Origin of the sequence: Tenuifilum thalassicum (genome assembly GCF_013265555.1) — a bacterium.
Taxonomy (GTDB): Bacteria; Bacteroidota; Bacteroidia; order Bacteroidales; family Tenuifilaceae; genus Tenuifilum; species Tenuifilum thalassicum.
This window is the reverse complement of record NZ_CP041345.1, coordinates 3,181,814-3,195,778: the sequence shown is the minus strand read 5'-3', so window position 1 is coordinate 3,195,778 and position 13,965 is coordinate 3,181,814. Positions and strand designations below refer to the sequence as shown.

The following is a 13,965-nucleotide window of genomic DNA, read 5'->3' as shown; positions in this document are numbered from 1 at the left end:
ATGAGTATAACTTTTTCATATTTAAATAAAGGTATTAGCAATAAGATCTCCAATAAGAAAATGATAAAACAATGGATAAAATACATTATAAAATTATATGATCGTGAGGTCGGTGATATAAGTTACTATTTCACAAATGATGATGAAATTATCGATATAAACAAAAAATACTTAAATCATAACTACTTTACAGATATTATAACATTTGATTATTGCGATAATAAACAAATTTCAGGTGATATTGTTATCTCTCTAGATACTGTTAAAACCAATTCCGAAGTATTCAATACTAATTTCTACGACGAAATTTTAAGAGTTATTATTCACGGAATATTCCATTTGTTAGGATATAAAGATAAGTCGGAAGACGAGAAATTACTAATGAGGCAAAAAGAGAACGAAGCACTAAAAATTTTTTACGATAAATGGAATTAGATTTTGATGTTATTGTTGTTGGCGGTGGTCACGCTGGGTGTGAAGCAGCTGCTATAGCAGCTAAAATGGGTTCAAGGGTTCTTTTGATTTCTATGGATCTTACAAAACTTGCTCAGATGAGTTGCAATCCTGCAATTGGTGGTATTGCAAAAGGGCAAATTGTTCGTGAAATTGATGCTCTAGGTGGATATACTGCAAAAGTTACCGATTTAACTACTATTCATTTTAGGATGCTAAATCAGAGCAAAGGTCCAGCCATGTGGAGTCCAAGAGCGCAAACCGACCGTCATCTTTTCTCAATGGAATGGAGGAAGTATATCGAATCTATACCCAACCTTTACCTTTGGCAGGACGAAGTAACTGAATTAATTGTTAAAAACGGTACAGTACTAGGAGTAAAAACAAAAACAAATCAGCAAGTAAAAGCACGAACTGTTATATTAACTAATGGTACTTTTCTTAATGGTAAGATACATATCGGAAATGTAAACTTTCAGGGTGGACGAATAGGAGAATTAGGCTCATACGGTCTTTCAGATCAACTTTTATCACTAGGATTTACTACTGGAAGAATGAAAACTGGAACCCCAGTACGTATTGACGGCAGAACCGTAAACTATGAATCTTTCACAATCCAACCTAGCGACAATATTTCAAAATTTTCTTATAATCCGAATTATTATTCAAGCTTACCTAAGAAAAATTGCTATATAGTACATACTAATCCAGAAGTTCACCAAATACTAAGAGAAGGTTTCAATTTTTCACCTTTATTTACTGGAAAGATTAAAGGAGTTGGACCTCGGTACTGTCCAAGTATTGAAGATAAAATAAATACATTTTCCAATAAAACTTCGCATCAACTATTTTTAGAACCTGAAGGTATTTATACATATGAAATGTATTTAAATGGTTTTTCATCGTCACTTCCAATTGAAGTACAATATAATGCCCTCACGAAAATTCCAGGTTTTGAGAAAGTCCACATCTTACGACCTGGTTACGCTATAGAATACGATTATTTTGATCCCACACAGCTAAATCATACGCTAGAAACCAAGATTGTAAAAAACCTTTTTTTTGCAGGACAGATAAATGGTACTACTGGATATGAAGAAGCAGCAGGTCAAGGATTAGTTGCAGGCGTAAACGCTCATTTTACATCACATAATATAGACCAAAAATTTATCCTTAAGCGAAATGAAGCTTACATTGGTGTTTTAATTGACGATTTAGTAACAAAAGGTGTTGATGAACCCTACAGAATGTTTACTAGTAGAGCAGAATACAGAATTCTAATACGACAAGATAACGCCGACGAGAGATTGACACCAATCGCGCATAAGTACAATATGGTAAATGACGAAGATTTAAAAAGATTAGAAAACAAAGTAAACCAAAGAGAGAAGTTGATCTCTTTAATGAAATCTAAATCTTTAGCGCCAAGTACCATAAATCCACTTCTTGTACAAAAAAAATCAAAAGAAATAATTCAAAAACGAAAAGTAATAGATATTCTGCTTCGCCCCGAAATAAAACTTTTAGATTTGTTACCTTATTTAGTTCTAGAAGAAGACTATACTAGCGAGGTTATAGAATCTGCCGAAATAAAACTAAAATACGACGGATATATTCAAAAAGAGAAATTAATCGCTTTAAAAATTGAAAGATTAGAACATGTTAAAATACCAGAAAATTTCGATTATAATTTATTAAACTCTTTAAGTACCGAAGCGAGAATAAAACTAACAAAGATAAAACCTCAAACAATAGCGCAAGCTAAAAGAATTCCAGGAATATCACCTAGTGATATTAATGTTTTGTTAGTTTATTTTGGAAGATAATGTTCCACGTGGAACTAAGAAAGAACCCAAAAGAATATATATTATTTTTTTGTTATTGATGTTCCACGTGGAACAATTAAAGTTTTGGTTTAAATAAAATATAAGGTTATGAGTAGTAATTATCAGATCGCCGGAAATATTGTTGATCCTGTAAGTAAAAGGATTTTTAAGGGTGTATTGTATATCGAAAATGGAGTAATAGTAAAAATAGATGAAAAGGATGATATTGAGGAGCGTTTTATTTTGCCTGGTTTTGTAGATTCGCATGTGCATATAGAAAGTTCCATGTTGAGTCCCGTTAAGTTTGCGGAGGCTGCAGTGAAACATGGTACTGTTGCTGTTGTGGCTGATCCGCACGAAGTTGCTAATGTTGCTGGGGTTGATGGTGTGGAGTTCATGATAAATAGTTCGAAGGATGCGAAGATGAAAATGTATTTTGGTGCTCCTAGTTGCGTGCCTGCTTCACCTATTGATGAATGTTTTCAAGAATTTAGTTCTAAAGAAATTTCTTTTTTGTTAGACTTACCCCAGGTTAAGTGTTTGGCAGAAATGATGAATTTCCCTGGTGTGATTAATAAGGATAAACATGTTTTAAGTATACTTAACGAAGCAAAAAAGCGTAACTTACCTATCGATGGTCATGCTCCAGGGTTAAGCGGTGACGATTTGGAGAAGTATGTAGCTGAAGGTATTTCAACCGATCATGAATGTTTTACCTTACAAGAAGCCCTGGCTAAAATTGAGCTAGGAATGAAGGTTTTGATTAGAGAGGGGAGTGCAGCTAAAAATTTTGATTCTTTACACAGCTTGATTTCCTCACACCCTGAAATGGTGATGTTTTGTACTGATGATTGTCATCCTGACGAGTTGCAAGTTGCACATATTAATAAGCATGTTAAAAAAGCATTGCGACTAGGGTATGATTTGTTTGACGTTTTACAGGTTGCTTCTATAAATCCAGTGAAACACTACAATCTTGAAGTAGGACTTTTGCAGGTTGGAGACCCTGCTGATTTTGTAATTGTTGATAACCTTGATGATTTTAAAATAATTGGTACTTATATAAAAGGAGAAAATGTAACATCTATTTGCAATTCAAGTGAATCAATAAAAATTCCTGAATATGAGTTTATAAATAGTTTTGCTAAAGAGAAAATAAGAGTAAATTTTTCCGTAAACAAAACGGTTAAAGTGATTGAAGTTATAGATGGAGAACTTATAACCAATAAGCTTTTACATAAAGCCAATGGTAATGTATATGACACAGAAAATGATATTCTAAAAATTGTAGTACAAAGTAGGTATAATTCAAATAATTTGGGTGTAGGATTTATAAAGGGTTTTGGGTTAAAAGATGGTGCTATAGCTGCAAGTATAGCGCACGATAGCCATCATGTCGTTTCTGTTGGAGCAAACGATGAGTCTATTAGAAAGGCTGTTGAGTATGTAGTAGGTAATAGGGGAGGATTGTGTTATTATGATGGTGCAAATGTTTACGGAATGCCCTTGCCCTTTTACGGTTTAATGACTGTTTATGATGTTGAAACTGCCGCAAGATTATATTCGGAAATAAATGAACGTCTTAAAAAAGATGGATGTGTTTTACATGCACCATTTATGACCATGGCTTTTATGTCACTCTCTGTGATTCCTCATTTAAAACTTACACCACAAGGTTTGTTTGATGTAGACAACTTCTCATTAACTGATCTGGTCGACTTATAAAAATGAATAGTATTGACTTGCCCGTTCTATCCTCGTTGCCAGAACTGCCAGGTGTCTATCAATTTTTTGATAAAACTGGAAAGATAATTTATATCGGTAAAGCCAAGAATTTAAAAAAGAGAGTTTCGTCGTATTTTAATAGAAGTCACTTTGATTCAGCTAAGTTGCGACACCTGGTTAATAGTATTTGTGACCTTAAGTATATTGTAGTAAATACAGAGTCTGATGCGCTCATACTGGAAAATATTTTAATTAAAAAGCATCAACCAAAGTATAATATACTATTAAGAGATGATAAAACATATCCATGGATTGTTGTACGAAATGAGCCCTTTCCTAGGGTAGAGGTTACCCGAAACTATTCTAATGATGGTTCTATTTTTTATGGTCCATATACATCTGGAAAATTTTTAACAACGTTAATGGATCTAGTTAAGGATTTGTATCCCTTACGAAATTGTAATTTAAACCTCACAGAATCAAATATTAAAGCTAATAGATTTAAACCTTGCCTTGAATATCAAATTGGAAATTGCTTGGCCCCTTGTATTGGGAATCAAACCTCAGATGATTATTATGCCAATATTAAAGAAATAAAGAAAGTTTTAAGTGGAAATATAAATCAGCTTTTGAAATTCCTTCAAAATAAAATGCTTCAAGCCTCTAAAGAGTTACGTTTTGAAGAGGCAAATGTTCTAAAAGAACGTATTAGATTGCTTACTAATTTTCAATCTAAAAGTTCAATCATTTTAAAATCAATAAAAAATTCAGCCGTGTTTACAATTTTACAAAACGAAGATATAATTGCAATAAATTATTTAAATGTTAGCGGTGGCGTTGTTTTACAGTCCTATAATATGAACGTGAGGAATTATTTGAATGAACCTCTCGATGAAATATTTTCTCAAGCTATTTTTGAAGTGAAAAGTAGGTTAAATTTAAAATTAGATAGAATACTTGTTAACATTCTTCCGGCATTTTCTATTCCAGAATTAAGAATAACAAAGCCACGAGATGGAGAAAAACTAAACTTAGTAAAGTTAAGTCTTAGAAATGCTGAAGCTTACATTAATGAGATAAGGAGGAACGAAGAAAAGAAAAATCCAAATTTAAGATACATTAAATACCTTGAGCAGCTTAAAAAGGATTTAAATCTAGAGAAATTGCCCGAACATATTGAATGTTTTGATAATTCAAACTTACAGGGAACAAATCCTGTTTCATCATGTGTTGTGTTTAAAGGAGGGAAACCTGCAAAGAAAGAATACAGACATTTCAGCATTAAATCAGTAGAAGGACCTGATGATTTTGCTTCTATGCGTGAAGTAGTAAAACGTCGATACCATAGGCTCATTAGTGAGGATAAACCGTTGCCTGATCTAATTGTAATAGATGGTGGAAAAGGACAACTTAACGCGGCTTACCAGGTACTAGTTGAATTGAATATAAACCATATTCCTATAATAGGAATTGCAAAGCGTTTAGAAGAAATCTTTCGACCTGGTGATAACGTGCCTATTTATCTTGATAAACGTTCCATGTCCTTAAAGATAATTCAACAAATTAGGGATGAAGCTCATCGCTTTGGGATTACTTATCATCGGAAAAAGAGAGACAAGCAGTTAGAACTCTCAGTACTCGAAAATATTCCTGGAATCGGTAAGAAGTCTGTTCAAAAGCTATACATGAAATTTAAGTCACTTAATAAAATTAAACAGGCAAGCCTATCAGAACTTTCAGAAGTACTTGGAAAAAAAACAGCTGAGAAAATCTTTAATCAATTAAAAAATTTATAGGTATTTTTGCAAAAATTTTATTTATGAGTTCTACAGATACTTTGAATTGTGTTTACTTATATAACAACTTTAAAACTTTTGATGCCAAGAACAATAATATCTCAATTATTGATTTATATAACAATTATAATAAAACTGATAATAAATGTGTTATTTCCTATTCAGAAATACCAAGTCATAAGAATATTTCGCTAAAAATTAGAAAGTCAAATGTTTACACCGATTATCTTTTTATTTCTTTTCTTTTAGCGTTTTTATTATTAGCATTCGTGTTTGTTCGATACGCTAAATACTTAAAACTTTATGTTCAAGCCTTAATTTACGATATTACATCTACAAAGTTAGTAGATGATTATAGCGTTCCTGTTGTAAAATTAGGAACGTATCTTAATGTTTTGGTCTTATTTACCGTTTTAATTTCTTTTGTTACTTTTAAACAGTATTACGATAATACCGGGGAAATAGACTTGATATCCTTAGCTTATTTTTTAATTGTTTTCATACTCTATCGTTTTTGGACCATTACTTTAAATAAGTTAATCTTATTCATTACTCAAGATAGGGCAACTTTAAATGTTTTAAATTTAGATAACAGTTTAGTTTTTAGACTTTTATCACTTGTTGTCTTGCCTTTACTCTTTTTTTTAAATTATATAGTCCCAAACTTTCAACTTCCTATACTTTATTTTACCATATCTATTATTCTAATCGCATTATTATACAGATACTTCATTTTCGCTAAAATCTTTATTAAGAATAAAGTTTCATTATTGTATTACATTTTATACCTTTGTGCACTCGAAATGCCCTTGATTTTGGGTATAACCTATTTGCTAAGAGAGAGTTAATGATTGTTTTAACCATTTAAATACTTAGGGCCTTGAAAATCAAAAGGATAGTTGTTTCACAGCCAGAACCCCAAAATGAGAAGTCGCCTTATAATGATATTAAAGAGAAGTATGGGGTTGAACTTGATTTCCGCCCGTTTATCCATGTCGAGGGTGTGAGTTCGAAGGAGTTTAGACAGCAGAAAATTAATATTACTGACCACACTGCTGTTATATTCACTAGCAAGACTGCTATTGATAATTTTTTCCGCCTTTCGGAGGAGTTAAGGATTTCAATTCCTGAAACAATGAAATACTTCTGCATTACAGAAGCTATTGCTCTTTATCTTCAAAAGTATATTGTTTACCGTAAAAGAAAGATTTTCTTTGGCGACAATACTTTTAAAGATTTGCTTGAAATAATCAAAAAACATAAAGAAGAAAATTTCTTACTTCCTCTTTCCAACGTTCACAAACCTGAAATCCCACGAGCATTAACTAGAGCTAAAATTAAGTACACAAAAGGAATTTTTTATAAAACCGTTAGTAGCGACCTTTCCGACTTAAATCCCTTTCCGTATGATATGATAGTTTTCTATAGCCCTAATGGGGTTAAATCGCTCTTTGAAAATTTCCCAAATTTTGAACAAGGTGATATTGCAATTGCAGTATTTGGTGATACCACCGCAAAAGTTGCTAAGGATTTAGGATTGAGAATTGATATAAAGGCTCCTACCGAGGAATTTAGGAGCATGACGCAAGCACTTGATTTTTACTTAAGTCAACAAAAGAAAAAGAAGTAACATATACTTTTACTATTCTTTAAAAGGATAGATTTGTACTTTTGCAAAATCTATCCTTATTTTTTTAATCCGATTTACAGAGATGAATTTCCGATTAAGTAAAAAAAATATTATGCATCTTGAAAGCGAGGTGTCCGATTTACTCAAATCGGAGTTAAACGCTTTTAAGTTTCCTGTAAAATTGGTTTACAAATTTAAAACGAACGATTCTTCGGAAAGCATCCCTTTTAAAGTTTTATTTATTGTTCCAAAAAGATACTTAAAAAAAGCATTTAAACGTAATTTGATTAGGAGAAGAATGAAAGAAGCTTTTAGATTAAATCAGGAAATAATTAGTAAAAGCATTCCACAAAATACAACCGTTTTATTAGCGCTAATTTATGTATCAAAGGATGAGGTTTCGTTCAAACATATCCAAGATTCAATTGTTTATCTTTTGAAACAAATAGATTTAAATGAAGGTAATTATTCTTAGTGTATGGCGATTTATTACAAGATTACTAGCTTTTATTCCGATATTGATAGTAAAGCTGTATCAAATCTTTTTATCGCCATATTTGCCCAATAGTTGTAGATTTACCCCTACTTGTTCTGCATATTCAATAAAAGCTTTAAGAAAACACGGTTTTTTTAAAGGTCTTTGGTTATCGGTGAAACGTATATCAAGGTGTCACCCATGGGGTGATCATGGATACGACCCAGTACCTTAACCTTTTTTTAGTACAATTCTAAATGTTGTTCCTTTATTAAGTTCAGAGCTAAGAACAAATATTTTTCCATGGTGATACTCTTCAACAATTCGTTTAGCTAAGCTTAATCCGATTCCCCAACCTCTCTCTTTGGTAGAATATCCGGCACGAAATACTTCCTTAAAATTTCGCTTTTCTATGCCCTTACCCTCATCTGAAATATCAATATAAACTCTTTTCTTTTGTACGTTTGTTGTTATTTTAATGCTCCCAACTCCTTGCATAGCATCTATGGCATTTTTAATTAAGTTTTCAAGAACCCAGCCTATGAGTATATCATTTGCCTTTACCAAAATGGGTATTTTACTTTTTCTGTAGTTTATTTTTATGGTATTTGGGCACCTTTTTAGCTGATATTCTATGGTTTGCTCTATTACTGTATTTATATTGATATTTCCGAGTTTCGGTTTTGAACCAATTTTTGAAAATCGATTTGTGATTGTTTCTACTCGCTTAACATCTTTTTCGAGCTCCATTATTATTTCATCATTACTATACTTTTCTTTTAAAATTTCCGAACACGCCATTAACGAAGAGGTTGGTGTACCTAGTTGATGAGCTGTTTCTTTGGCCATACCAAGCCAAATTAAATTTTGCTCTGATTTTCTTGCCTGGCTGTAAGCTAAAAACGATACACCGATAAAAATAAAAATGATAAATAATTGCATATAAGGATAATAATTAAGTTTTTTTAATGTTATGCTATCAAAGTAGTAGACATAGTTTTTTGAACCATCGGGTAAATTTATTTCAATTGGGGAGTGAACCTCCTTCATTTTATTCAAAATCTTATTAATTTGGGATGTATCACTTGGATTGCCAATGTATATATTTCTATAACCAATTAATGAACCATTTTCGTCCGTGAGAATTACAGGTACCGTTTTGTTATTTTGAACAATCTCAAATATTAAAGCAAAATCTTGACAAGCATCCGATTCATCGGATATATATTTTACAGCATTTGCCCAGAGGTTAATTTTATCGCGTTCTTCTTCCTTTAGCTGTTTAACAAACTGATTGGTAAAATATATTGTAATAAACGATATAGATATTGCAGCTAGAAGCAATATTAGAATAAACCTAATACGAGGACTTATTTTCATACTAATTCTATTTTAGAGTATCGGTAAATTCATCCCACTCAATTTTATACCCTTTAGGGTTTGTTGCTGATTCATATGTGTTGTTCTCCTTATGTGGTTTAATTTGCAAGGTGTCTGGTTCAATTGTTTCTGGTTTATCAATCTTTTCCTTAAAGGCCTTTTTATTTATCCATTGTATGTTGTAGTTGCTATCTTTTCCAATAATCTTAAAGTAAAGGTTTATATATCCATTGTTAGAATTCATATTATCGTTACCATGAGAGTTTAAAAATTTACGTTTTAGTATATTGCTAAAATTAATTTTAAGGTTATACTCATAGTTGTTTGTAAAAGTGTGTACACCATACAAGCTCAATGATAATGCGTTCGATTTGACATCCATAAATGGAATAATGATTTTTTTATTACGAATAGAAATCTGATTCTTTAACGTATCGAACTTTATTACTTTTAGCTCTTCGGGTTTAATCCATTTGGAAAGCTTTTCTAGTTGATTTACTCCTTTCAATTCTCCATTTACAATTTGTATATCTGATTTAAGTTGGAATGAGTTCTTGTCTATTTCATCATTAGGATTTGTTTTAAAACTTAAAGTAATCAAACCCTTGAATTGTCCTGAAATGTTTTCGCTTGTAATCAACTTTTGACCCCAATTATTGTAATGCCTAAATAGAGTTTGAATATTAATGCTATTAACCCAAATATTCGATGAGTAGCTGTTTTGTTTTTGAACTAGTTTTCCAGAAATATTACCATCAAAGCAATCTGCAGTGAAATAATCTAATTTAATAGCATTGTCGATATAGACTCCGGTAGCTTTAAAACGTTTCAGAAGAAGCCTTTGGTATTCAAATGATTTAAAATTAACTTCAAGTTTAGCATTAATCGATGAGGAGTCACTGCTGTTTGAATTGTCTACAATAAGATTAGAGAAATCGTTGTAGGCAATTTTTTCTCCCCACATTTTTATACTAGGGAAAAGGTCGGCTTTATGATTTAACACATTTACAATATCATTTTGAATGACATTAAAATTAACCATTGATGAATTGGAAGATAAGTAACCATTGATAACTATATCATTGTCAATATCAACATTCCCTTTTGAAATTATTTGTTCAGTAGAGATATCTATATCTTCAGTAAAAAACAGTTTTCCTTTTATTTTACGAAATGCAATATCAGATGTAGACGGGTTATAGGTAAGCAAACAGCTTAAGGGACCTGTCGCTCTTATCCCGATTCTTTTATTTTCAAATGTTTTGGATATAAGCGAATTGCCCTTTATTAACACAGCAATTTCCTCAGACCCTTTTAGTTTCGCTTTGAAATCATACGAAACTATGTCTTCATAGCTAAATTCTGCTTTTTTGATATAGGTCTTATGTTCCTTAAAGTTGTTACTCAAAAGTGTGTAACCATTAATATTTTTAAAGTTATATTGTTGATTGTTATACTTATAAGATATTTTTCACTTAAAAATTTATTACAAGTGAATCAATATTGTCATTGTTAGCCGATAATTTTATGTACAAATCGCCTCGTAATTTACCTTCGGTATTCTTTAAAAAATCAAGATTTGGGTTAAATACGATGTCCTTAGTAGAGTTTAATGAATACTTAAACCTAAATCTATTTAAGGCTTCATTAGAGTTATCGATCCTACCATTTCCATTCAGCTGTAAACTTTTAAAGTATAATTCGATATTATTAAATATTAGATTTTTTTGTTGATATATTTCAAAGTTTAGTTCAAACGGTTCCTCTATTAAAATATCACCATACGAAAATGAGTTTATAGCATTTTTAAATTTGAAATAGCTAATGGATTTATCAGAAGCTATATTCATATTAATTTTTTTTGCGTTGATGGTAAGCGTTTTTTTACCATAATCGTTATATCGATTTATAATAAAATTATTAAACTTTAGGTTTGATAAAATCACAATAATACTCTGATTATTAGATTCTGTTTCAATAAAATTTTTGTAGTAGCCATGCCAGTTTATTTTACCATCATTTGCAGAAAACCCATTAACTAAAATCTTACCTTTTAGAAGGTGAAAGGGAGAGATGTTTATATTAAAGTTTTTAGAGTAAATAATGGTATCACTTTTACCATCTTTTGTATATTCTATACAAAAGTCGGCTACTGAATAGGAAAACTTGGGAAAGGATTGATAAGTATTAATTTTTATATCAGAATAAGTAAATGAAATGTCCGATTTTGTATTAATATCTGAAACAAGGTGATTAATGAATTTGTCTTGGTAGAAAAAAAGTATTAATGTGCCTGTAACTATTATAACTAGGAATAGAACAAATATGATAAGAATAGATTTGTAAATTAGCCTCGACATCGCAACTTTATTGGTTAAAAATTTGTTATACATTGAAATTACCAAATATTACGAAAATATATTAACTTTCGTATTATTTGAATTTAAAAAATATGAAAGTAGTAAAAGTATTATTTTCTGCACTTATTTTATTATCCATCAACCAATCAGGATATTCACAGGCAAAGGTTGATACTCTACTGCTTAAACTATATCAAGAACCCCGAGATAGCATCAGAGTTTTAATCCTAAAGGATATTGCTTATGAATACGAAGTGAATGAACAGAACCCAATCCTTGCTGAGAACTATCTTCTTGAAGCTAAACGATTAGCCGAAAATCTTAAAAATGATAAGCTAAAAATTGAAGTATATACGTCGTTAGGTGTACTTTATAGAAATATTTCGAACTATACTAATGCCTTAAAATTTCATAACGATGCTTTAGAACTTGCTAAAAGTATTTCCGATAAACATTATCAGTGTGTATCGTTAAATAATCTGGGAGTAGTTTATCGTCGGCTCGATAACCATGCCTATGCATCGGAGTACCATATCAAAGCATTAAAATTAGCTGAAGAGATAAAGGATACCTTTAATATCGCAGTAGCCTGTAATAGTTTAGGTAATATTTTTTCACTTAATGGTAGGTACGATGAGGCGTTAGAATACTTTCAACGAGCCCTGTTTCTATCAAAGAAAATGGAAAACCTCTTAGGCCAAGCCATGAACTATAATAACATTGGCGAAGTTTACGAATTCAAAGGCGATTACGAAAAGGCTAAGGAGTATTACTCAAAATCGTTGGATGTAAACTTTAAAATAAACAGCCTTAAAGGTATAGGTATAAACTACAATGCGCTAGGTAAAATAGAACTTTACTTGGGTAATGTTGCTAAAGCATACAATTACTTTAAGAAAAGCTTAGAAATAGATAAACAGCTAGGCGATAAAAAGTTTCTGGCCGACAGCTATATTAATCTTGCAAAAGCTCAATTGTTTCTTAATTACAATAATCAGGCATTGAGCAATATAGATAGCTGTTTAAAAATTGCAAAGCAAATTAATAGCTTAATACATTTTCAGCAAGCTTATGAGGTTTTATCTACATATTATCAACGAATTGGTAATCATGGCAAAGCTCTTGAATATTTTAAGCTTGCTTCTGCCTATAAGGATAGCGTGCTAAACGAAAAGAATAGTCGACATATTTCTACAATTCAAACCTTATATGAAACTGAAAAAAAAGAGAATGAAATAAAATTACTACTACAACAGCAAGAGCTTAAGCAGCGAGAAATTACCAAGCAAAAGATACAAACATATGCCCTATTAATAGGTTTACTTCTTAGCGGTTTTATGCTTGTTGCAATCTATTTTACATTGAAAGTGAAGCGTAAAACAGCCGATCAACTTGCTGAGCAAATTAAAGAAATTGAGCTAAAAAATGTACTGCTAGAAGAAAAAAACCAAGAAATTGAAGAGCAAAAAATAGAGATTGAGAAAAACAAAAATTTTATTGAGCAGAAAAACAAAAACCTTGAAGAAGCATACAAAATTATTGAGAATTATATCGAAAAAATTACTGATAGCATACGATATGCTGAACGTATACAAGAATCTATTCAACCTTCGCTTTCTCAAATTAAAAGTGCTTTCCCCGACACATTTGTTTTAAACCGACCAAAGGATATTGTTAGTGGCGATTTTTATTGGATGCAAAAGTTAGGCAAAAAGGTTTTCTTTGCACTTGCCGATTGTACTGGACATGGCGTGCCAGGTGCTTTTATGAGTATTATTGGTATTGATATAATTAATCAAGCAATCAACCAGCATCACCTTTTCAAAACAGATGATATTCTATCTTTTATAGACCAAGAGCTGGTTCGTCGTTTAAGTCGTTCTAAAGTTGAAAAAGTACTTAAAGATAGTATGGACATTGCTCTTTGCGTTTTTGACTCCGAGACATATCTGCTTGAGTATACAAGTGCTTTGATTCCTATCTTTTTACAGCATAATAGTACAATTGAGGAGTTAAAGCCCGATTTTATAACTTTAGGAACCAGGCTTACCAACATAAACAAGAAAAACTTTACGGTTAAAACCAAAAAACTCATTCCTGGCGATTGGATTTTTATATCTTCTGATGGCTATTTCGACCAGCTTGGAGGTGAAAATCATAAAAAGTTTATGCGTTCGAGGTTTAAAGAAAACCTAATGCTTGTATCAGATCTTGATGGTGAGGGTAAATGCTCACATCTTGAAAAAACTTTACTTGATTGGATGAATAATACTGAACAAATTGATGACATATTGGTTTGGGGTATTAAAGTATAATAATA

Annotated in this window: 12 protein-coding genes; 9 read left to right on the top strand and 3 right to left on the bottom strand. The window is 31.4% G+C overall.

What is annotated here, in order from left to right; all coding sequences use genetic code 11:
- The 8 genes from ybeY to yidD all read left to right on the top strand — a co-directional run bounded on the left by ybeY (position 1) and on the right by yidD (position 8,140).
- On the top strand, positions 1 to 435 hold the full coding sequence (ybeY, locus tag FHG85_RS13180; protein WP_173076685.1) for an rRNA maturation RNase YbeY: 435 nt from the start codon (positions 1 to 3) through the stop codon (positions 433 to 435).
- A complete protein-coding gene (mnmG, locus tag FHG85_RS13175) occupies positions 426 to 2,279 on the top strand; it encodes a tRNA uridine-5-carboxymethylaminomethyl(34) synthesis enzyme MnmG (protein ID WP_173076683.1) in 1,854 nt (617 codons plus the stop codon). The genes ybeY and mnmG overlap by 10 nt, the downstream gene beginning before the upstream one ends.
- Before the next feature lie 108 nt (positions 2,280 to 2,387).
- Positions 2,388 to 4,004 carry an adenine deaminase gene (gene ade, locus FHG85_RS13170; RefSeq protein WP_173076681.1) on the top strand — a complete coding sequence of 539 codons (1,617 nt, stop codon included), beginning with the start codon at positions 2,388 to 2,390 and terminating at the stop codon, positions 4,002 to 4,004.
- A 2-nt stretch (positions 4,005 to 4,006) separates the two neighbouring features.
- Positions 4,007 to 5,800 carry an excinuclease ABC subunit UvrC gene (gene uvrC / locus FHG85_RS13165; protein ID WP_173076679.1) on the top strand — a complete coding sequence of 598 codons (1,794 nt, stop codon included), beginning with the start codon at positions 4,007 to 4,009 and terminating at the stop codon, positions 5,798 to 5,800.
- Between the two features lie 23 nt (positions 5,801 to 5,823).
- Positions 5,824 to 6,648, top strand: a complete 825-nt coding sequence (locus FHG85_RS13160) for a DUF4271 domain-containing protein (protein ID WP_173076677.1) — start codon at positions 5,824 to 5,826, stop codon at positions 6,646 to 6,648.
- 32 nt (positions 6,649 to 6,680) lie between these two features.
- On the top strand, positions 6,681 to 7,430 hold the full coding sequence (locus tag FHG85_RS13155; protein WP_173076675.1) for a uroporphyrinogen-III synthase: 750 nt from the start codon (positions 6,681 to 6,683) through the stop codon (positions 7,428 to 7,430).
- A 112-nt stretch (positions 7,431 to 7,542) separates the two neighbouring features.
- Positions 7,543 to 7,905: a ribonuclease P protein component gene (locus FHG85_RS13150; RefSeq protein ID WP_173076673.1), complete on the top strand. Its 363-nt coding sequence runs from the start codon at positions 7,543 to 7,545 to the stop codon at positions 7,903 to 7,905.
- Positions 7,886 to 8,140 (top strand): membrane protein insertion efficiency factor YidD, encoded by a 255-nt coding sequence (gene yidD / locus FHG85_RS13145; RefSeq protein ID WP_173076671.1) that lies wholly within the window; start codon positions 7,886 to 7,888, stop codon positions 8,138 to 8,140. The genes FHG85_RS13150 and yidD overlap by 20 nt, the downstream gene beginning before the upstream one ends.
- Here yidD and FHG85_RS13140 read toward each other — a convergent pair.
- The 3 genes from FHG85_RS13140 to FHG85_RS13130 all read right to left on the bottom strand — a co-directional run bounded on the left by FHG85_RS13140 (position 8,137) and on the right by FHG85_RS13130 (position 11,645).
- Entirely contained in the window at positions 8,137 to 9,285 is a 1,149-nt protein-coding gene (locus tag FHG85_RS13140; RefSeq protein WP_173076669.1) for a sensor histidine kinase, read from the bottom strand. The genes yidD and FHG85_RS13140 overlap by 4 nt on opposite strands.
- A 7-nt stretch (positions 9,286 to 9,292) precedes the next feature.
- The gene (locus tag FHG85_RS13135; protein ID WP_173076666.1) at positions 9,293 to 10,693 is read right to left on the bottom strand and encodes an AsmA-like C-terminal region-containing protein; all 1,401 of its coding nucleotides are present in this window, start codon (positions 10,691 to 10,693) and stop codon (positions 9,293 to 9,295) included.
- A gap of 67 nt (positions 10,694 to 10,760) precedes the next feature.
- Complete coding sequence (locus FHG85_RS13130; protein WP_173076664.1) at positions 10,761 to 11,645, bottom strand: AsmA family protein; 885 nt, start codon at positions 11,643 to 11,645, stop codon at positions 10,761 to 10,763.
- A 92-nt stretch (positions 11,646 to 11,737) separates the two neighbouring features.
- Between FHG85_RS13130 and FHG85_RS13125 the strand changes: the two genes are divergently transcribed.
- Positions 11,738 to 13,960 (top strand): tetratricopeptide repeat protein, encoded by a 2,223-nt coding sequence (locus FHG85_RS13125; RefSeq protein WP_173076662.1) that lies wholly within the window; start codon positions 11,738 to 11,740, stop codon positions 13,958 to 13,960.
- Positions 13,961 to 13,965 lie beyond the last annotated feature (5 nt).